Source organism: Dyadobacter arcticus, from assembly GCF_011762185.1.
GTDB classification, from domain to species: domain Bacteria; phylum Bacteroidota; class Bacteroidia; order Cytophagales; family Spirosomataceae; genus Dyadobacter; species Dyadobacter arcticus.
Genome location: NZ_JAASQJ010000006.1, coordinates 37,517 through 58,118 on the forward strand (window position 1 = coordinate 37,517; position 20,602 = coordinate 58,118).

The 20,602-nt window shown below is 43.7% G+C and carries 15 protein-coding genes; 7 read left to right on the forward strand and 8 right to left on the reverse strand.

Translation table 11 applies throughout. The features are described from left to right. Window positions 1-4: 4 nt before the first annotated feature. The 4 genes from moaCB to FHS68_RS23865 all read right to left on the reverse strand — a co-directional run bounded on the left by moaCB (window position 5) and on the right by FHS68_RS23865 (window position 2,912). Entirely contained in the window at window positions 5-910 is a 906-nt protein-coding gene (gene moaCB, locus FHS68_RS23850) for a bifunctional molybdenum cofactor biosynthesis protein MoaC/MoaB (RefSeq protein ID WP_167275998.1), read from the reverse strand. A gap of 75 nt (window positions 911-985) precedes the next feature. Further along, entirely contained in the window at window positions 986-1,435 is a 450-nt protein-coding gene (locus tag FHS68_RS23855) for a molybdenum cofactor biosynthesis protein MoaE (protein WP_167276000.1), read from the reverse strand. A gap of 25 nt (window positions 1,436-1,460) precedes the next feature. Further along, window positions 1,461-1,700 (reverse strand): MoaD/ThiS family protein, encoded by a 240-nt coding sequence (locus FHS68_RS23860; protein WP_167276003.1) that lies wholly within the window; start codon window positions 1,698-1,700, stop codon window positions 1,461-1,463. 21 nt (window positions 1,701-1,721) lie between these two features. After that, window positions 1,722-2,912 carry a molybdopterin molybdotransferase MoeA gene (locus tag FHS68_RS23865; protein WP_167276006.1) on the reverse strand — a complete coding sequence of 397 codons (1,191 nt, stop codon included), beginning with the start codon at window positions 2,910-2,912 and terminating at the stop codon, window positions 1,722-1,724. 467 nt (window positions 2,913-3,379) lie between these two features. On the opposite strand from FHS68_RS23865, the gene FHS68_RS23870 reads away from it, so the two are divergent. Continuing rightward, complete coding sequence (locus FHS68_RS23870; RefSeq protein ID WP_167276008.1) at window positions 3,380-4,150, forward strand: lytic transglycosylase domain-containing protein; 771 nt, start codon at window positions 3,380-3,382, stop codon at window positions 4,148-4,150. A 124-nt stretch (window positions 4,151-4,274) separates the two neighbouring features. Continuing rightward, window positions 4,275-4,718, forward strand: a complete 444-nt coding sequence (locus FHS68_RS23875; protein ID WP_167276011.1) for a peptidylprolyl isomerase — start codon at window positions 4,275-4,277, stop codon at window positions 4,716-4,718. Between the two features lie 67 nt (window positions 4,719-4,785). On the opposite strand, the gene FHS68_RS23880 is transcribed toward FHS68_RS23875, so the two are convergent. From FHS68_RS23880 to purH, 3 genes are all read right to left on the reverse strand, one after another. After that, window positions 4,786-6,405: a sodium:solute symporter family transporter gene (locus tag FHS68_RS23880; RefSeq protein WP_167276013.1), complete on the reverse strand. Its 1,620-nt coding sequence runs from the start codon at window positions 6,403-6,405 to the stop codon at window positions 4,786-4,788. A 117-nt stretch (window positions 6,406-6,522) separates the two neighbouring features. Continuing rightward, entirely contained in the window at window positions 6,523-7,398 is an 876-nt protein-coding gene (locus FHS68_RS23885) for a hypothetical protein (protein WP_208408426.1), read from the reverse strand. A gap of 8 nt (window positions 7,399-7,406) precedes the next feature. Beyond that, window positions 7,407-8,942 (reverse strand): bifunctional phosphoribosylaminoimidazolecarboxamide formyltransferase/IMP cyclohydrolase, encoded by a 1,536-nt coding sequence (purH, locus tag FHS68_RS23890; RefSeq protein ID WP_167276015.1) that lies wholly within the window; start codon window positions 8,940-8,942, stop codon window positions 7,407-7,409. 121 nt (window positions 8,943-9,063) lie between these two features. Here purH and FHS68_RS23895 point away from each other — a divergent pair, with 121 nt between their 5' ends. The 5 genes from FHS68_RS23895 (at window position 9,064) to FHS68_RS23915 (ending at window position 17,263) form a co-directional block, all read left to right on the forward strand. Beyond that, a complete protein-coding gene (locus tag FHS68_RS23895; protein WP_167276018.1) occupies window positions 9,064-9,852 on the forward strand; it encodes an SDR family oxidoreductase in 789 nt (262 codons plus the stop codon). A gap of 72 nt (window positions 9,853-9,924) precedes the next feature. Further along, complete coding sequence (locus FHS68_RS23900) at window positions 9,925-10,752, forward strand: hypothetical protein (RefSeq protein ID WP_167276020.1); 828 nt, start codon at window positions 9,925-9,927, stop codon at window positions 10,750-10,752. A 111-nt stretch (window positions 10,753-10,863) separates the two neighbouring features. Next, window positions 10,864-13,608, forward strand: a complete 2,745-nt coding sequence (locus FHS68_RS23905; RefSeq protein WP_167276023.1) for a TIM-barrel domain-containing protein — start codon at window positions 10,864-10,866, stop codon at window positions 13,606-13,608. A gap of 3 nt (window positions 13,609-13,611) precedes the next feature. After that, window positions 13,612-14,823 carry a DUF4249 domain-containing protein gene (locus FHS68_RS23910; protein WP_167276026.1) on the forward strand — a complete coding sequence of 404 codons (1,212 nt, stop codon included), beginning with the start codon at window positions 13,612-13,614 and terminating at the stop codon, window positions 14,821-14,823. Between the two features lie 49 nt (window positions 14,824-14,872). Beyond that, window positions 14,873-17,263 carry a TonB-dependent receptor gene (locus FHS68_RS23915; protein ID WP_167276028.1) on the forward strand — a complete coding sequence of 797 codons (2,391 nt, stop codon included), beginning with the start codon at window positions 14,873-14,875 and terminating at the stop codon, window positions 17,261-17,263. Here the strand turns inward: FHS68_RS23915 and FHS68_RS23920 are convergent, their stop codons facing one another. Then, window positions 17,264-20,590, reverse strand: coding sequence for a VCBS repeat-containing protein (locus FHS68_RS23920; protein ID WP_167276031.1), 3,327 nt, complete (start codon window positions 20,588-20,590; stop codon window positions 17,264-17,266). Between the last annotated feature and the right edge of the window lie 12 nt (window positions 20,591-20,602).

The following is a 20,602-nucleotide window of genomic DNA, read 5'->3' on the forward strand; positions in this document are numbered from 1 at the left end:
ATTATCAATGCTTGTTTCCTTCCAAAACACTAAAAACATGCAAAACTTGTGGAAAAAGGGCATCCATATATTCTATAACGCCGCCTGTGCTACCGGGCATCGTGATAATGAATGTTTCTCCTGCAAAACCTGCAACGGACCTCGAAAGCATGGCAGTTGGAATTCTTTCCTGTCCGTAGCTCCGTGCAGCTTCGGCTATTCCGGGAATTTCGCGGTCGAGTAATTCGGCAACCGCTTCTGGGGTAACATCCCGATGCGACAGGCCGGTTCCGCCCGTAATTAAAACCATTTGATAATCGGCTGCACAAAGTGAACTTATCTTTTCCTGAATGCTCACTTTATCATCCGGCACAATACTGTAGTCTTGCACGGACAACTTTATCGTTTCCAATTTTTCGATAATTTTTTTGCCGGATTTATCTTCTCCAATTCCTTTCGAGATGCTGTCTGAACAAACAATTACCGCGATTTTGAGATGTTCAGGTACAGCTTTCCGGTCACTTTTTCCGCCTTTTTTTTCCAATAACCTGATATTCCTGATCTCAATACCTTTATCGATGGGTTTGAGCATATCGTACATGGTCAGTGCCACCACGGATGCACCGTGCATAGCCTCCACTTCGACGCCTGTTTTGTATATTGTTTTGACAGTTAGTTCTATAATGATAGTCAATTCCTCAATCCTATATTTTACAGCAGTATACTCGATAGGTATCGGATGACAATCCGGCAAGAGGTCCGGAGTCTTTTTTACCGCCAAAAATCCCGCCGCTTTGGCCATTTCAAAAACATCCCCTTTTGGGACATTTCTGCTTTCAATAGCTGCAATCGTTTCGGGCTTACTCACCTGGACAATGGCCTGCGCGGTTGCAATTCTCAGGGTATTGGTTTTATGGGTAATGTCGACCATTAGTTAATGAGTGAATTTTGAATGAGTGAATGATTGAATGTACGTCAGCCTTTGATGGCCGACGGCCGAAGTTCATCATCCATTTTCCTTCCAAACGTACTCTCCTTTATCCCCAATCAATTCCTTTCCAAAAATCGGGACGTTGGCTTTGACTTCTTCTACAATAAATTCGGATGCTTCGAAGGCGGCGCGGCGGTGGGGGGAGGATACAAAGACAAAAAGGCTGATCTCACCAGTGGGAACGATGCCAAGGCTGTGGTAAATGTGCAGGCATGTCAACTCAAATTTGGCGAAAGCCGCTTCACGAATTGCATGAAAGGTTTTTTCAGCCATTTCTTCATAAGCGGAGTATTCAATGCCCGTTACAATTCCCTCATCTTTCTGATCGGCCCTGATTTGTCCAAGGAAAATAGCATGTGCACCAATCGTCGTTTTGGACTGATGGCTGGCAATGGACTTTGATACAAAGTCCGGACTTATCGGGCCCTGCACAAATACTTTTTTAGGCTTATGGATCTTTTCCATTCACATGTTTTAATGATTGTCAATATTAACCGCCTGCAAATGGCGGCAATACCGCTATTTCAGCTGCTAGCTCAATAGGTACAAAATCCTCCGAAATTTTTTGGTTAACGGCAATCTTGAATTTCTTCTCACGCATGGAAGGATATTTCTCCAACAACAAACCGCGGAACTTACCTACCGTCAATTGCTCATCCATTGTCCAAACCTCGTCAGCCTGACCGGCCATTTCTGCCAGCATTCCAAAGTATGTGATATGAACACTCATGTCTTAATTTTGATTAATATTTCAAAAAGGAAGCAGATGAACTTCCACCAACTCTCCCGATTCCACTTTACTTTGGCTTACCGGTAAGTAAATAATGGCATTAGCAACAGCAAACGAGCGTAATGCAAACGATTCCTGTCCGTCTAATGGCATTACCTCGTCACCTTCGACAAGCGCCTTCAAAAATTCATCCCGCTCACCGTCAAACGAATATGCATATTTACTGGGCAGTTTCAAGGATCTGAGAAAAGGATCTTTTCGCCCGGTCATGATCCTGATGGCTGGAAGCACGTACTCATAGTAACAAACAAGCGATGAAGCAGGATTCCCAGGAAGCGCAAAAAATAGTTTTTCTTCCCTTTTCCCAAACATCAGCGGCTTACCAGGCTTCTGCCTCACTTTGTAAAACACCTGTTCGGCGCCGATTACCTGCAAAGCAACACCCACAAAATCATAATCGCCGACTGAAATTCCACCTGAAGCCAGGATCACATCATTGTTTTCGGTCAATTCCTTGAACGCTTGAATAGTAGAATCCAGGTCATCGTCTGCGTATTTTAACTCAATATCAAAAATGCCTTCCTGCGATAATGCTGCAATGAGCATGGCCGAATTTGACTCGTAAATCTTCCCCGCAACCAAGGGCTCGCCCACTTTAAGCAATTCATCGCCTGTTAATAGCAAGCCAATTCTCGGCTTTCTGAATACTGTCACCTGGTTAACATTCATGCCCTGCAAAAAGCCGATACTTCCGGGAGAGAGGTAAGTACCCTGAGTTAATGCTACCGCACCTTCACTGATTTGTCTGCCAATTTCCCGCACGTTTTTCCCAGCTGATACCGGGAATTCATTGATAACGATTTCATTTTCAACCAATGACGTATGCTCTTGCATAATCACAGCCGTAGCTTCTGCGGGAACCCGCGCGCCTGTAAATATCCGGATCGCATTTCCGCTAATCATCTCAGAAACTTCCGTTTGCCCCGCTTTTGATTCGCCAGTAAGTTTCAGGATTGTCCCATTTTTAACAATATCTGTGTGAATGATTGCATAGCCGTCCATGGAAGATTGCCGGAACGAAGGCAACGAAATGGTCGCGATAACGTCCTCAGCCAGAACATAACCCAGAGCATCCGCGAGACCTCTCGTTTCGATTGATAGAACCTTGCTATTGGCAATAACTTTCTGCTTAGCCTCGTTAACAGTAACCATAAAGATGAAAATGCGGTCGGAATTCGCAAGTTAATACATCATATACTCAAAAAATATTCCTCATATAGACTCTTCTTCTACACAAGTTCTTACAAAATTTTTGACTTTTTGCTGAGAATGCGGCATTTTCAAGCATGAAAATTTTCGTAAATATCTGATTATCAACTCAAAAGGTTATCCATAAATAACTTTATCTCGATAAAATCCTATTTTTATTCAGGGTTTACATTTGGCGACAAGATGTTTTTCCCAATCAAAATTTCAATTTTCGCTCGGTTAACAAGGATTTTCGAAGCCTTCGCCGTGAAACACCAAATCGCTAAATATTGAATTAATACTACAAATCTTTTTATAATTGCCTATAAATCAGATTTTTACTCAAAAATGAAATTTTTTTAATACAAACTCCGTTATCTTTGCACTTTGGGCAAAGCCCTAAATCATATGTTTCACGAAATATCAAATGAATGATTAGACTTATCTTTATGGCCTTCTCAATTGCAATAATGGGGGAATCACCCGTGAGCGAGGTGGAGGTGGAAAAGAAGGAACTGAAAGAAATTACTATTATAGATTCAGATCTTCTTGCTATTGACTTCTGTGGCGAAGCCATCCCATTAACGGAGCTTCGAATTGCCGAGCGATATCAAACCATGATCAGAAATTACGACAACCCCACCTTTCGTAAGCTGATGACCACGACAAAAAAAAGAATGCGGATTATTGAACCCATTCTAAAAAAGTACGGAGTACCAGCCGATTTCAAATATATTCCTCTGATAGAGAGCGCCATGAATGACGATGTTACGTCACGAAAAGGTGCAGTAGGGTACTGGCAGCTGATGCCTGGTACCGCAAAAGCATTAGGACTGGTAATTAATGACACCAGGGACGATCGCAAACATCTCACCAAATCGACACATGCTGCGGGCAAGTACCTTCGCAATCTGCACCGCCAGCTCGGATCATGGACATTGGTAGCTGCTGCCTATAACGCAGGACCAACCCACATCCAAAATAAAATGGACTCGCAGAACAAGGATGATTATTTCAAACTTCGTTTAAATTCAGAAACAGCAAGGTATATCTACAAATTGCTTGCAGTAAAAGAATGGTTCTCTAATCCGGAAAGAAGCCGGGAATGGGGAAGCGGGGACGTGGTCGACCGTCTTGCCGATTTTAAAGTGGAGGAGAAAAAAGCCCAGATCCAATTGGCAAAATCCTCGTCGGACTCATAACCATCATTATTTTATTTAAAAGCGACACAAAGAAAAGGATACACTATTCTTTTCTTTGTGTTTTTATAACGTTCCTGTTTCACACCTGAAACAACTTTCCATTTACCAAATACTCTCTTTAAATATGACAAAAGCGGAAATGATCACCGATAAAGGGACCATGCTGATTGAATTCTACGATCAGGATGCGCCTATTGCAGTGAAAAACTTTGTTGACCTTTCTAAAAAAGGCTTTTACGACGGATTAATTTTCCATCGTGTTATCCCTGACTTCATGGTTCAGGGTGGTGATCCTACGGGTACTGGCCGTGGAGGCCCTGGTTACAAGATCAAATGCGAGCTGAGCGGTGGTAATCAATACCATGATCGCGGTGTTTTATCTATGGCCCATGCTGGCCGTGATACGGGCGGCTCTCAGTTCTTCATTTGTCACAGCCGCACTAACACGGCGCATTTAGATGGAAATCATACTTGTTTTGGAAAAGTAGTCGAAGGTGTTGATACCGTAGACCTGCTTCGCCAGGGAGATAAAATCCAGAAGATTACAGTGATCGAAGAAGAAGCTTAATAGCAAGTTTTCTCAAACAAAAATGGCCCGATATCGGGCCATTTTTGTTTGAACGATATCGGAATTTCTACCAGAAATGGCTGTATAAAAAGATAATAATCGCCAGCACAACCAACGCGCCGATCACAAAAGTGCGATGTGGCATGAACATGGAAGCGTCGATAGCCAAACCTTTCTTTTCGTCGGGCAATACCAAGCCGAGAATAAACATTACCGCAACGCAGATCAAGAATACAAGGCCCATACGATCCAGGAACGGAACCTGGGTCCAGTCGGCGAATGGGAAATAATTGTTATGCATCGCGAGTGCAATAAGAAAGCCGCCGACAATCGCAAATAAAGCCCCTGCCGAGTTCGTCCGCTTCCAAAAGAAACCCATAATGAACGAAGCGAAAATCCCCGGAGAAAGTAACCCGGTCATTTCCTGGATAAACTGGAATCCCCCCTTTTTATCTATTCCCATATAAGGTGAGACCAGAATCGCCAGGATCATTGAAATCACTACTACCAAACGCCCAATTTTTACGAGTGTCTTCTCATCGGCGTTCTTGCCAATGTAATTTTTAAAAATATCAAGGGTAAAAATTGTTGAAATACTATTGGCCTTACCGGCCAGCGAAGCAACTACCGCGGCAGTTAAGGCAGCGAAAGAAAGCCCTTTTAGTCCGGCAGGAAGTAGATTGAGCAACACAGGATAAGCTTTATCTGCATTAATAGAACCATCAGCGCCAAGCATTTCGGCCTGGAACATTCCCTTGCTGTACAATGCATAAGCGGCAATACCAGGTAATACCACGATCACAGGCATCAGCAATTTTAAAAACGCTGCGAACAGGATACCGTTTCTCGCAGTTTTCAAATCCGCACCCAAAGCACGTTGGGTAATGTACTGATTACAGCCCCAATAGTTTAAATTCACAATCCACATACCGCCAAGCAGAACCGCCAGACCGGGTAATTGCATATAAAAAGGACTGGTCTTCGGGAAGATCATATGAAAGTGGTCGTCATGATTTTCGCGCATCATCTTAATCCCACTTAATACGCCATCGATGCCATCAGCACCGGAAACAAGGTTCACCGCGAGATAAGTAGTTGCCAAACCTCCGATTACTAGGAAGAATACCTGGATCACATCGGTATAACCGATCACTTTCATCCCGCCAACCGTAATGATAATGGCGAAGACGGCCAATGCAATCATACAAAACTGAAAATCAAGGCCTGAAATACCAGAAACTGCCAGTGCACCCAAATACAAAATGGAAGTAAGGTTAACCAGAATATACAGCGCCAGCCAGAAAACGGCCATGATCAGGCTCACCGTAGGGTTGTACCGCTGGCTGAGGAACTGGGGCATGGTGTAGATCTTGTTTTTCAGATAAATCGGCATAAAAAAAACAGCCACGATCACAAGCGTTGCTGCTGCCATCCACTCGTAGGTGGAAATCCCCAAACCCATGGAAAATCCGTTCCCGGACATGCCGATAAATTGCTCTGCGGAAATATTAGAAGCGATTAACGACGCCCCGATCGCCCACCAGGTAAGGGAGCCTTCTGCGAGAAAAAAGTCTTTGGTAGACGCAACGGTAGATCTTTTTCGCTGGTAAATCCAATAACCGTAACCGGAGACTAAAATGAAGTAGAAGAAGAAGACAATATAATCCAGGGTTTGTAATTGCTGCATTTCAAATTATAAAATAGATGAATGGATGAGGTTAACGGTATAAAACGAAAGGTACATTATTTTCCGAAAATAGTACAAGTGCCTTTTTTGTTTGTACAATTAAATATTTGCGAAGCTTTACTGTAATATCTTTGCAGAATCTGGTAAACGAAGGGGATTGGAGGGTAATTTCCTATAGTAACTGATCCGCGTCTTTATTTCCGCATTCTTATACGATTTCTCAAAGCTATTTCCGGCATCCATTCTGCGGATCAGATTGCGTAACCCTGCATTTCCTGACAAGGTAAGCCAGTAAGACACCTCCATCCCGGACGACATATACGCGAGCATCACATCCTGCGGGCTGCCATTGAAGAATCCTTTGATCGAAGCAATGTTGTCGAGTTCTAATATTTCCTGGCCGCCACGGGTGTAGTATTGCCATTCGTCCATGTATTCAAGATAACGCTCAGCCGGGTCGGGGTTGGCGACAAACCGGCGGTCGAGCATTAGCGCAATTCCTTCGTTGAACCATTGTGGAATTTGCATTGTGGTTTTCCACCAGCCTAGTTGAGCCAGTAACTCGGCATGGCTCATTTCGTGGCTGATCACGTCTGCATTGATTCCCTGAGAATTCAGGATCACAAAGGAATCTCGCCAGGGCGTTCCCAAACTGCAGCCAGCGCCTTCCGTACTGCTGCAATAGCGTTCATATTCTTGTGGGTTATTGCAAAGAATAATAACCGGCCTGGACATTCTTCCCGAATAAAATGAGTCGATACGGGCTTCTGAAAGCAGGATAATGTTTTTTAGCGATTTGTAATGCTTTTTGTTTATCTCAGGGCTAAAATAAACACTGTCATTTTCGGAGTTAAAACCAGAGAAGCGAATGAGCTCGCAATAAAAGATTTGGGGATATAAGATGAAGAGGCTTGCTGCCAAAACAGAAACTCCAATCAACAGAAGCTTTCCGGAGCGGAGGATGAGCTTTTTGATTGGAGGTGGGTTTTTCAAAGGGAATATCAATGCTTGAAATGCCGAATTCCAGTAGTGACCATTGAAACCCCATTCGCATTACAATATTCTATCGAATCTTTATCACGAATGGAGCCGCCCGGCTGTACTACCGAAGTGATACCCGCTAATTTGGCGATTTCTACACAATCAGGAAATGGGAAAAAAGCGTCCGAGGCCATTACTGCGCCATTCAGGTCAAAACCAAATGCATTTGCTTTATCTATAGCCTGTCTCAATGCGTCTACCCGGGAAGTCTGGCCGGTACCGCTTGCCAAAAGCTGGTTTTCTTTTGCTAAAACGATCGTATTGGATTTTGTATGCTTACAGACTTTCAATGCAAATTCCAACGCAGTCAGCTCATTTGCCGTTGGCGCTTTTTCAGTTACGGTTGTGAATTGCGACGCAACCTCCGCCGAGAGGTCTTTATCCTGAACAAGTACCCCATTTAAAATGGTTTTAAACATAATCTGAGGCAGATCTACCTGGTTGCGTTTCAGCAAAATCCGGTTCTTTTTTGATTTCAAAAGCTCTAACGCTTCGTCCTCATATTCAGGGGCAATCAGGATTTCCATAAACAGCTTGTTCAATTCCTGAGCTGTCGCAAGATCCACCTTGACATTGGTAATCACCACGCCGCCAAAAGCGGAAACAGGATCACAAGCTAATGCATTGTCGTAAGCCTCTTTGGCAGTAGCCGCCGTAGCGATCCCACAAGCATTGGTGTGTTTAATAATCGCAAACGTGGGGTCGCCGCCAGCAAATTCATCGATCAGGTTTACGCAGGCATCAACATCAACCAAGTTGTTATAGGATAACTCTTTACCATGTAATTTGTCAAAAATCCCGTCCAGGTCGCCATAGTACCTGGCGTTCTGGTGTGGGTTTTCACCATAACGCAGGGGTTGGGACGACAAGCTTTTGAAATCGAACAGTTCTTTATCTGTTTTTTCTTGTCCAGATGTAAAGAATACATTAATAGCTCCATCATAATGGGAAGAAATCGAAAATGCCAGACCTGCATAATGGCGACGGTCTTCAAGATCCGTAGATCCCGCTTTGGCTGTCAGTAATTCGACCACTTCTGCATATTGAATGCGCGAAGAAACAATCAGCGTATCTTTAAAATTCTTTGCAGTAGCGCGGATGAGGGAAATGCCCCCGATGTCTATTTTCTCAATAATATCTTCTTCACCGGCACCCGACGCCAGGGTTTCTTCAAAAGGATATAGATCGACAATGACCATATCAATGGCAGGAATATTATATTGTTGCGCTTGGGCAACATCTCCGGCATCATCGCGGCGATAAAGGATCCCTCCCATAATGGCCGGATGCAGGGTTTTTACCCTTCCGCCAAAAATGGACGGATACCCTGTAAGTTCTTCCGCAGCGGTTACAGGAATGTCCAAATTTTCAATAAAAGTCTGAGTGCCGCCGGTAGAATACAGTTTGACGCCCTCATTGTGCAGCAGGCGGACAAGCGGTTCAAGGCCGTCCTTATAGTACACAGAAATCAGCGCGGATTGGATTTTTTTAGACATTTCAACTGCTTATTTTGAAAAATAAACCGCAAAGATAGCCGAAAAATGTGCGAAGTTTGGAGTTAAAAAATCTAAAATCCTTGAAATACCGCCTTATAAATACCATTAAAAACAAAAAATTATGAACCTTAATCTGACCGGAAAAACGGCATTGGTTTGTGGAAGCACCCAGGGAATCGGGCTCGCATCGGCGATAGAATTGGCATTGCTTGGAGCCAATGTTACACTGGTTGCCAGAAATGAAGAGAAACTGCGCGAACTGGTCGAGCTACTGGATATCTCGGCTGGCCAGCTGCATCGGTACATTGTCGCTGACTTCGCTGATAATCAGCATGTTCAAAAGGCTGTTGACAATTACCTCCGCCTTTGTCCCGAGGTGCATATCCTCGTCAATAATACAGGAGGACCCGGCAGCGGCCCCATCATTGAAGCAGAAACAGATCAATTTTTGAAAACTTTTCAGATGCACCTGATTAATTACCAGATTCTCGTACAGGCTGTGGTGCCGTCGATGAAAAGGGAAGGTTACGGGAGGATTGTGAACATTATCAGCACCTCCGTAAAGCAGCCGATTGTGGGATTGGGGGTTTCAAACACCATTCGCGGTGCCGTAGCAAGCTGGTCCAAAACACTGTCGCTTGAACTTGGCCAATATGGCATTACCTGCAACAATGTACTTCCCGGATTCACGGAAACATCTCGTCTGGATAGCGTTCTGGAAATGCGAAGCAAAGCTTCCGGTAAGTCCGTCGACGAAATTGCAAATCAAATGAAAGAGAGTATTCCAATCAGAAGATTTACGCTTCCCGAAGAAACTGCGGCGGCAGTCGCATTTCTATGCAGTCCGGCGGCGGGCAGTATCAGTGGGGTCAATTTGCCGGTTGATGGTGGGAAGACTGAGAGTATGTAGAATAATTATTGGCCACAATAGGGTATATCTGCGGTCACTACGATTTATTAGATGAAATAATTATCGATTACTATGACCTTTTTAAGGCTGTTGCTGATATGCTTTGTTTTGGGATCTTACTTTTCAAAATCAAATGCCCAAAAATCTTTCTATATCGGGCCAAATGTCGGATTTGCTAGTAATCGAACCGCCCTAGAAACAGCAGCATTTGCACGGAACGGTAATTTCAACTGGGTTAAGAGTAAATTTTACCGTGATAATTCCCTTCCTTTTGGAATCCAGGCAGGTGTAGGTTTATTTCCTAAAATCTTCATCAGCCTCGGTATCCTTCGCAACAGCGTTTCCCACAGCGATTTATTTATCGATGATGTCGGTTTTTATAAAATTCAGGGTAATGCTTCAATTTTGATACCCGAAAAATTTGACCCAAAAGTAAAGTTAAATGGTTATTCATTTCGAAGCATTCATTTCGATCTTGCGTTACAGTATGTATTGAATCCTGAGAGTCGTCTCCAAGTATATGCCTTTGCAGGCCCTGGAATTGCGATAATGACCCAAAATAAGCTTACCCTGTCGGCGAAGTTCACAAATACTAATCCTCAGACAGAGACTTTTATTTTTCGCACATCAACTTCACCACTAAAAAACTACCTGGTCTCAATAGAAGGTGGTTTTGGCCTGAAACACAGAATCGGCCGCAATATGCTCGTCGATGTTTCGGGCAAATATTCGCGTGGCATGTATACAAAAATACTTCGGCGGCCTCAGAATGAAAATGAGGTGAATAATACGCCTCAAAAAAGCGAAGTCTTTGGCGAATTTGACACCAGCTTCCGATACAGGTACGATCAATATTTTCGTCAGCTCGCCGCACAAATTTCCTTTTTGTTCGAAATATAAAGCCATCATCCCTTCTTTTCCGGGCATAAATAATTAAACAATAGGAAGGTAATTTTGTTTTATTTGACTTAAATTTAGGATGGAGGGGCTGGGTCCGGTCGATTTAAGTTTATGAAATACAAATACTTCTTTGTCCTGATCTTTTGCCTGCAAAGTATAGCGTCGTTTGGGCAGGGAGCGGGCGATTTTATCAGTTACCAAAAATTACAACAAACCCTGCTGATCCGCGGAAGCAGGGGAAATCTAAAAATCACCACATTTACCCGCGATATTTTCAGGATTGAAACCATTCCTTCCGGAAAAACCGCTCTTAACAGTTCCTATACCGTTGTCCTGTTGCCATCCTACGTTCCGGACAATATTATAGAAACAAAAACGGCCATTTTGATCAATCTGGAAAAATGCACGCTGGAAATCAACAAGTTTCCGCTTTCCGTTGCATTGAAAGATGGTAATGAGATTAAAATCAAAGAAGTAAAAGGATTCCAGCAGGTTCGGGATTCTGTCAATATTGGCTTTGAAATTAATCCAAAAGATGTGTATCACGGCGCAGGAAGCCGTCCATTTGGCCCCGATCTCAACCGCAAGGCTTTCGACTTTTACAATACCTGGGAATTTGCTTATTATGATCAGGCGACCGGGTTGGCTCAAAGTTTCAATGTACCATTCCTCGTTTCTTCCCACAAATATGGGATCCTGTTTGATAGTAATATGCCGGGTGCAATGCGCGTGTATGTGGGTGCAACCGATTCAACCCGAATGACGGTTGAGTCGCAAAGCGCAGGAAAATGGGTTTATTACCTTATTAATGGGGATACCAATGACGAAATCCTTGAAAATTACACTTTACTTACGGGAAGACAACCCTTGCCTCCGCGCTGGGCACTGGGATATATCCAATCCAAATTCGGATACAAAAATGAAAGTGAGGCGACCGTAGCGGTGACAAAATTGCAAAGTGAAGGTTTCCCGCTGGACGCGCTGGCATTGGACCTGTATTGGTACGGCGATGAAACGACCATGGGAAACTTCGACTGGGACGCTCAAAAGTGGCCGAATTCGACCGATATGATTGGGAAACTGAAAGCCAAAGGAGTCAAAACGATCCTGATCACCGATCCTTACATTACGACTAAATCGTTCAATTTCCGTGTTGCTGAATCATTATCGCTTTTTGCCAAAAAACCAGGAACAAATTCGACTTACACCCAGGATATCTGGAATGGGACGGTAGGCTTGCTTGATATTTTCAAACCTGCCACACAAAACTGGCTTTGGCAACAATACAAAAGGCTCGCCGCACAGGGCGTAGCAGGCTGGTGGACGGATAAAATTGAGCCGGATTACGACCCAATGGATGCCCTATATGCATTGGGAACAGCGTCTCAGATACATAATTTTTATCCTTTGTTCTGGTCTAAAAATATCTTTGATCAACATCAGAGAGATTTCCCAAACGATCGGCTATTCAATCTCACCCGCTCAGGCTGGGCAGGTTCGCAGCGATATGGCGTGCTGCCATGGAGTGGCGATGTGGCGCGTTACTGGGCAGGTCTTCGCCTGCAAATACCCATTATTATCCAGGCAGGGATGTCAGGCATTGGTTATATGCATTCGGATGTGGGAGGCTTTGCGACGATGTCGGACAAGACGGAAAAAGATGAAGAGCTTGATCTGCGCTGGTTCCAATTTGGAACTTTCACGCCGGTTTTGAGATCACATGGTCAAAGGTCCAATGTGGAGCCGTTTAATTTGTCGGAGCCTTTTTACAGTACCGTAAAAAAGTATCTCAACATTCGTTATCAGCTCCTCCCGTACATTTATTCGCTCTCCTGGAAAAACAGTGTTTCAGGCAGACCTATCTGTATGCCGATGGACTATTTCACCAATAGCAGGGCATTGGGCAACATCAACGACCAATATTTTTTCGGGGAAAATCTGCTGATCGCCCCGGTACTTTTGCATGGTATGCCGTCCCGAAAAGTCGTTTTGCCACCCGGCAAATGGTTTGATTTTTGGAACAATGCGCCGTTCAATGGCAATGCCAACATTTTCCCGAACCTTACCGTCAATGACATTCCGGTTTATGCCAAAGCAGGCAGCTTCATTCCAATGTCGGCTTCAACGTCCATTAAATCAACAGATTACTATACATCCGATAGTTTATCTGTCAAATTCTTTCAGGATATTTCTGTTCCTGTTTCTGCATTCACGATGTATCATGACGATGGGAAAGATCGTAATTCGTTAGCAAATGGAAAGCATGAACTGATTGATTTTAACGGGTATGTTTCCGAAGACACCATTCAAATTACAGTCCAGAGAAGGAAGAATTATGCCCAATCGCTAACGATAAGAAATATGTTATTGGAAGTTGAAAACCTGACTTCTCCCCCACTTTCGGTCACATTAAATGGTAAGCCGTTTCCGGTCGTTTATCTGTCTGCTGATTTTAAAAATGGATCTGCATTTTATGATCACTTGGCCAAACAATTGAAGATCCGTTACGATTGGGATTGTAAAGCGCAGTCAACCATTACCATTCTGCGAGATGGTCTGTCTGTGGTAACAGGCATTGAGAGCCGTTTTGATGAAAATACATTGATGGTTTACCCGAATCCAAGTCAGCCGCAAACGCCATTAACGGTAAAAGCAACAATTCCTTACTCGGGAGATTATACATTGGAAATTTTCAATTCATCCGGAAGGAATGTTCTTCAGCAGCCGCTTGGAATGCAGTCCCAGGGAGCGTTGCTGAATTCCAAAGTTGATGTTACAAACTTGCACGGACTTTACATTTTGAAACTGAAAAACGCGGAGGGAAAGTTTTCCGCGAAGTCAATAATTATTGAATAACCTATGAATTACAGGCTTTTCCTGATTTTCACACTCCTATTCACCGGCCTGGCAGCCTGCGTTGAGCCTTATAGCGTTGACTTTGGGAGCGCAAAAGAATACATTGTCGTGGATGGTGTGGTTACGGATATGGATGGCCCGCAGATTATTACATTGGCGAAAACAAATCCTGAGGCAGAAAATGGGAGCTCGGAATTTACGCAGACGATCTGGACAAAAGGGCTTTCAACATTGCCGCTTTCCAATGCAAAAGTGAAAGTGGTGGTGAATGGCTCGCAATCATTTGATCTCACCGAAACCGATCCGGGCAGTTATCAGTTGCCTATCTCATTCAAAGGAAAAGTGGGTAATTCTTATCAGATCCAGTTCCGGACCGAGAATGGCAAAACTTATGAATCTTCCTCTGAAACTATGTTGCCCGTGACGCCTGTTACGCGGGCTTATGATGTTTTTAACCCAACAGGCATTCCCAGACTTTCCGAATATTACGGGGAATACACGCCTAGCAACGACATTTATCTTGATTTTGATGATCCGGTAGGGGAAAAGAATTTTTACCGCTGGCAATGGACGTTATGGGAAATTCAGAAAACCTGTACTACCTGCAATCAGGGGAAATATTATCTTTTTGAAACTGAAAATGGCGTGGATGGGGATTGTTTTAAAGACCTCACATTGAAACCGAATAACATTTTCGATTATACCTGTGAAGATCTTTGCTGGGATATTTTTTACAGTACCGATATCAACATTTTCGCGGATACTTACACCAACGGGCAGAGCCAGAAAGATAAAATGGTGGCGCGGATTCCATTGCTTCAATCTAATCCTTGTCTTGTAAATCTGCAGCAGAATTCCCTTACGCCCAATGCTTACCGCTTTTTGAAATTGATTCAGGATCAGGCTGTTAATTCGGGGACATTGGCGGATACGCCGCCTGCTCCGATTCAGGGTAATGTGGTGAATGTAGAGGATAAGAACGAACTGATCATTGGTTTTTTCACGGCTTCTTCAGTGGCCGAATATAAAACCATGCTTTGGCGAAAAAACATTAAGAATGCGGCGGTGCTTAACCAGCTTTTCAAAACCGTACATAACCGCGATCCGATCCTGGAAGAACGGTCGCCGGAGCGGCCTTATGTTCCTTTGGCGATTTGTAAAAATAGTCGGTCGAGGACACCGTTTTTGCCGAAGGATTGGAAGTGGACGCAGTGATCTTTTTTAGCCACGAATGCACCGCGCGGCGGACCGCGAATAGACACGAATGAGTAAACTATACATTTTGCTTTTATTACTGACTACCTTAATACCAGGATTTTCACAGGGGGTAATGGTTACGGGGACGATTCGGGATTCGGCTAGTTTGGCGCCCTTGCCTGATGCGAGTATTATTGTGGATTATCGTCGCAATTGGTCGGCGGCGAAGATTGATAAGAAAGGGAATTTTTCTTTGGAGTTACCTTCCGGGGATCATGTGATTGTGATCCGGCATGTTGGCTATGAATCCTTTCGTAAATTTATTAAAGATGGGACGCAAATGGTTCATTTTGATGTACTTATGACCACTACTTCCAGTCAATTGGAAGAAGTGATCATTACGAGTAAGGGTTTTGATCAGACGATCCGGCAACCGATTTTAGGATCATTGCAGATCAATATCAAAACTTTGGAAAAGCTGCCCTCTGCATTTGGAGAGCTTGATATACTGCGCAGCCTGCAAATGCTGCCTGGCGTTTCCAGTGTGGGAGAAGCCTCAAACGGGGTTAATATCCGAGGTGGGACGACGGATCAAACGCTGATCTTATTGGACGACACGCCCATTTTCAATCCTACTCACATGTTTGGACTGTTTTCGGTTATTCCACCCAATACGGTTAATAATCTGGACTTATACAAAGGCAACGTTCCAGCGCGATTTGGCGGTAGGGTTGCTTCGGTGTTGGATATTTCTACCAAAAACCCGAATCTGGATAAAATGAAAATATCGGGTGGGATTAGTCTCATTTCTAACAGGTTACTCATCGACGCACCGATTGTTAAAGACAAATTGGGCATCTACATTGCAGGCAGAGGCGCTTTTAATGATTTTATTCTGCCAAAACTGGACAAGCAGCTGACTAACATCCGCGCCCGGTTTGGCGAACTTTCGGCGAAATCGTTTTTTAAGATCAATAACAAAAATACGCTGACCTGGATGGGTTATTACAGCGACGATTATTTCAAAACGGACTTGCTGACGAACCTACCTAATGTTGTTGGAAACGATACCTATTACAAACACATTACCACCAATTCGATGCTGCGCTGGCTGCATGTGATCTCGCCAAAACTGAATCTGCAAACCACCGCTATTTACGCAAAATACGCCCCTGACATTGGAACATCAGAAAAGTCTACTGGTAATGTGGTCAAATTACGGTCGTCCACGGAGCAGCGACAGGTGAAATCCAATATTAACTACCAGCTTTCCAATCACAAATTCGAAACCGGCCTGGTCGCGACGCAATATGTGATCAAACCTGGCACTTTGTATCCAGGTGCCAGTGAAAGTGTAAATTTAATCGCTACCCCAACCGAAAAAGCCAATGAATTGGCATGGTATGTCGACGATGAAATCAATTTCTCGAAGAAATTTGCCGTTTCCTTTGGCTTGCGCTATTCGTATTTTATGTCTGTGGGAAAGTCTGTCGTGCGGCATTATGTTGCTGGCCAGCCGCGGGATGAGTTTTCTGTGACAGATTCCACCATATTTGGTAAGGGAGAAGTTACCAAGGCTTACGGAGGCTTTGAGCCGAGATTAGGCGTGCGTTATGCATTGAGCGACCAGATTTCGCTTAAATTCGGTTATAATCTGATGCGGCAGTATATTCAGGTGGTTTCCAATACTGCCACGCCCATTCCGACTTCACGCTGGAAAACAAGCGATACGCACATCAAACCGCAGATCAGCAATTTGTTTACGGCCGGTTATTATCAGTCATTCAGCGATAACATTTACGAGGTTTCTCTGGAAGGTTATTATCGAAATGCTAATAATATCATTGACTACAAACCCGGCGCGGATTTCCTTTTGCAGCGCTTCCCTGAAACGCAATTGATCCAGGGAAGGAACAAATCGTATGGACTGGAAGCAATGTTGTCCAAAAAGAAAGGGATCACCAAAGGCTGGGCAAATTACACTTATGCCCGGTCGCTCAACATTGTAGATAATGGCGCTGCATTGATCGAGCTGGTTAACCGGGGCGGCTGGTACCCAGCCAATTACGATAAGCCGCATACATTCAATGCTTCATTAGATATTACCGTAGACACCCACAATTCATTTGGATTTACATTTGCATACAGCACGGGAAGGCCTTATACTGAGCCGATTGGATTTATCAATTACCAGAATAATGTTTATCCGTTTTACGATAAGCGAAACAACAAACGTATTCCGGATTACCACAGACTGGATTTCGCGTGGAATATCTACAATCCGAGCATGAAGAACAGGAGATGGCAGGGACATTGGACATTCTCTGTCTACAATGTATATGCCCGAAAAAATGCCTATTCTGTGTTTTTCAAAACAGAAAACGCGGTAACCAAGAGTTATAAGCTCAATATTTTCGCCGCTCCCATTGCGACCATAGCTTATAACTTTACTTTCTAATTATTTCTTCCGGCTAATCACTACAAGCTTGTCGTCATTTCTGGCCGCAACAATTGCCTCACCATTTTTCAGCTTGATTTTCCGAAGCTTTTTTACCTGACCTTTTACCTGTAAACCGTTCAACGGTTCAGGCGTGAAATTGCAGTTGCCGCGATTGATAAGTACCGTTCCAAAGTCGCTGTCATAGCGACCCATTTGAATGTTGCAATTGTAAAAATTCCCCATAATCAGCACGTCCGGCAGTTTATCGCCATTCGCATCGATAATTTGTGCATCGTAAAATGGCGTCCATTGTGCTTTGAATGGCAATGCTTTTACCTGAAAATTCCCTTTGCCGTCATTGACCAGAACTGCATTTTGAAAATAATCAGCATATAAAACTTGGGCTTCTTTTAATTTCTCCTCCCCAAGCAAATCAGACGTGCTGGCCTTGGCAAATTCGGTTGCATAAATGTACTTTTTACGGATCATCGGAATCTGCTTTTCCATTTCCAGCTTGGTCGGGAAAAGTACCTCCTGCGCATTCAGGTAATAAGTCAGGATCGGTTCCTTCCGGCCATTCCCGTCATAATCGTTGATATACGTTTTCACCGGCTGCTCGGTATTTGCTTTGAGTCGGCTGTTTAGTCCGAGGTTTCCGGCCAGGATGTCCACATCACCGTCCCCATCGAAGTCATACGGCATGACAAAATTCCACCAGCCTTTTTTATCGGTCAGCATTATCTTGGAAAAAGACTTTCCATCGTTTTGCATGATACATATCCCATCCCATTCCAAAGCAAGCACCAAATCCTGATCGCCATCCTTGTCCATATCCGCCAGCTTCGCGTTTTTGACATATCCAATGGATAACAATTCCTTCCCATATTGTTGGGTAACATCCGTGAACTTGCCCAAGCCGTCATTTTTCAGCAAATGGGACTTAGGTACCTCGCCATAATTCAGCGGAACGGCGCGACCGCCAATGAAAAGGTCGGTGATGCCATCGCCCGTGAAATCAAATGGGATAATGCAGGAAGCAGTCACAAAAATCTTTGAAAATGCATCTGATTTGACGGTTAAGTTGCCTTTTCCATCATTGAGATAAATTCGCGGCATCTGGAATTCGGAATTGTTGCCATATTCATTGCCTCCCGTTGCCACTATCAAATCCGGATGGTCATCTTTATTTACGTCCGTCCACTCCGCATCAACTTCCTCGTAAGTACTATCCTGTAAAAGAGCAGGTTGCAGGGATTCTTTGAAATTCCCTGCGGTGGTCTGGAGAAACAAATGGTTAGGCAGTTTCTTTGAAGAACCTACAAAAATATCTTCGAGTCCGTCGTGATTAATGTCAGCAATGGCAAGAGCCGGGCCGTCTGCGGTTACTTCGAACGGAATGAGTGAATTGCGGTCAAATTCGATGAAATTATTTTCCTCGTGGCGGACGTCGACGCCTAGTTTGGCGGCGATATCTTCATATGAATAGGATTTGCTTTGTTTGCTATCCTTGAATTTCTGATAGGCAAAAACAGGAAGATTTGCTTTATAAGAAATTGACATTGAATCCTTTAAATCAGTCGGTTTTAATATTTGATAATGGTTGTCCGGCCAGATGATTAGCATGGAATCCACTTCCGTTTTTTTCCCAAAACCAATGTTCAAAGGAATTTCCATGCTCGACTGAAAACCTCGGACTGGAAACTTTTCGAAGGATAATGTCTTATCTTTTTTGAATACCAGGCATTTGGTACCAATTGCATTCAAATTGCCAGGCGCTCCTTTGAGGTATAATCTTGTAAAATCGCTTTTAACAGCCTTTTTCTCACTCAGGTTTTCATATACAAATGCCTTTTCATTGATGTTATTGGTCACAATGTCCATATCGCCATCATTATCGAGATCGGCATATACTGACCCATTGGAATAGGAGACTTTATCATTGCGGATCACTCCGGCCAAATCCTTAAATGCTAAATCACCCTGATTGGAAAAAAACTTGTTCAACAGCTTGATTTCGGGCAGCTTATCCGCCAATCCAGGATCATTTTCGTCAAAATTCTGATTCCTGATTTTTTCCTGAACCACATCATCCGACACGAATTTAATGTAATCCGTATCATTCATCCGCTTAGGAATGCCATTGGAAATGAAAAGGTCTTTTAACCCATCATTATCAAAATCGGAGAAAAGCGCCGCCCACGACCAGTCCGTCGCATGGATCCCCGCATACATTCCAATCTCGCTGAAAGTGCCGTTTCCGTTGTTGAATTGCAGGTTGTTTCTCGCAAACTGGTAATTATACCCCTGCCGGATCTTGTATTTAAAAATGCTATAAACATCCTCTCCTTCCGATTTTTTCAAAATTTCATAATCAGAAGGCAGCATATCCAGCGACACGATTTCCGGGAAGACATCATTGTTGAGGTCCCCAATGTCCACGCCCATCGAAAACTGACTGGTATGCATCAGCGACGAGTCCGTCATATCCCTGAAACCGCCATTTCTCTGGTTGATATAAAGGTAATCGTCCTCGTGAAAGTCGTTTCCAATGTACATATCCGGAAAGCCGTCGAAATTGATATCTCCTACGCCCAATCCCAGGCCATAACCTAATACAGAACTGTGAATACCGGACGTTTTAGTGATTTCTACATACTTTCCGCTGTCATTCCTGAAAAGTTTGTCGCCAGCCAGCGGGTGGTACGTATTTTCAAATAACGCCCGCCTACCGAATGTCCCGTTTTGATGTACCGAATGATTCAGCTGGAACATATCGAGGTCACCGTCCAGATCAAAATCGAAAAACATCGCCTGCGTGCCAAAAACGACCAGATCCATTCCGTATTCCTTTGATTTTTCGGCATAAACCGGAATGCCTTCTTTTGTAATTTCCTGACAAACAAAAAGCAGATTATGGCCCTTCATAGATTGAAAATCACCGACCTGGCTGATGTAAATATCCAGCATGCCGTCCTGGTTGATATCCACAATCGATACCCCATTGGACCAGCCCTTGCCTCCTTTGAAATTGGCTTTATCGGTAACATCTTCAAACTTCAATCCCGACTTATTCAGATAAATCCGGTTGGATTCCTGATTCGCCGTGAAGCATAAGTCGACAAGCCCGTCATTATTCAGATCACCCGCTCCAACGCCACCGCCATTGTAAAAATACATGTAGTAGAAAATGTTGAAATCCTTGGTTGGTTTGAGCGTATTGGAGAAGTCAATGCCCGTTTTTTCGGAGGTTAGTAAATCAAATTGATAATCCTGCAAAACCTTCTTTTTGGAACAGGAAAAGGCTGTCCAGCAAAGGATTAGAATAATCAGTTTATTGAAATGCATGGAAGGAATATT

Excerpts from the sequence above, each read along its gene's own strand:
- purH (WP_167276015.1), bottom strand. The coding sequence starts at position 8,942 with ATGTCTAAAAAAATCCAATCCGCGCTGATTTCTGTGTACTATAAGGAC.
- FHS68_RS23880 (WP_167276013.1), bottom strand. The coding sequence starts at position 6,405 with ATGCAGCAATTACAAACCCTGGATTATATTGTCTTCTTCTTCTACTTC.
- FHS68_RS23865 (WP_167276006.1), bottom strand. The coding sequence starts at position 2,912 with ATGGTTACTGTTAACGAGGCTAAGCAGAAAGTTATTGCCAATAGCAAG.
- FHS68_RS23875 (WP_167276011.1), top strand. The coding sequence starts at position 4,275 with ATGACAAAAGCGGAAATGATCACCGATAAAGGGACCATGCTGATTGAA.
- FHS68_RS23915 (WP_167276028.1), top strand. The coding sequence starts at position 14,873 with ATGAGTAAACTATACATTTTGCTTTTATTACTGACTACCTTAATACCA.
- FHS68_RS23895 (WP_167276018.1), top strand. The coding sequence starts at position 9,064 with ATGAACCTTAATCTGACCGGAAAAACGGCATTGGTTTGTGGAAGCACC.
- FHS68_RS23870 (WP_167276008.1), top strand. The coding sequence starts at position 3,380 with ATGATTAGACTTATCTTTATGGCCTTCTCAATTGCAATAATGGGGGAA.
- FHS68_RS23905 (WP_167276023.1), top strand. The coding sequence starts at position 10,864 with ATGAAATACAAATACTTCTTTGTCCTGATCTTTTGCCTGCAAAGTATA.
- FHS68_RS23920 (WP_167276031.1), bottom strand. The coding sequence starts at position 20,590 with ATGCATTTCAATAAACTGATTATTCTAATCCTTTGCTGGACAGCCTTT.
- FHS68_RS23855 (WP_167276000.1), bottom strand. The coding sequence starts at position 1,435 with ATGGAAAAGATCCATAAGCCTAAAAAAGTATTTGTGCAGGGCCCGATA.
- FHS68_RS23860 (WP_167276003.1), bottom strand. The coding sequence starts at position 1,700 with ATGAGTGTTCATATCACATACTTTGGAATGCTGGCAGAAATGGCCGGT.
- FHS68_RS23900 (WP_167276020.1), top strand. The coding sequence starts at position 9,925 with ATGACCTTTTTAAGGCTGTTGCTGATATGCTTTGTTTTGGGATCTTAC.
- FHS68_RS23910 (WP_167276026.1), top strand. The coding sequence starts at position 13,612 with ATGAATTACAGGCTTTTCCTGATTTTCACACTCCTATTCACCGGCCTG.
- moaCB (WP_167275998.1), bottom strand. The coding sequence starts at position 910 with ATGGTCGACATTACCCATAAAACCAATACCCTGAGAATTGCAACCGCG.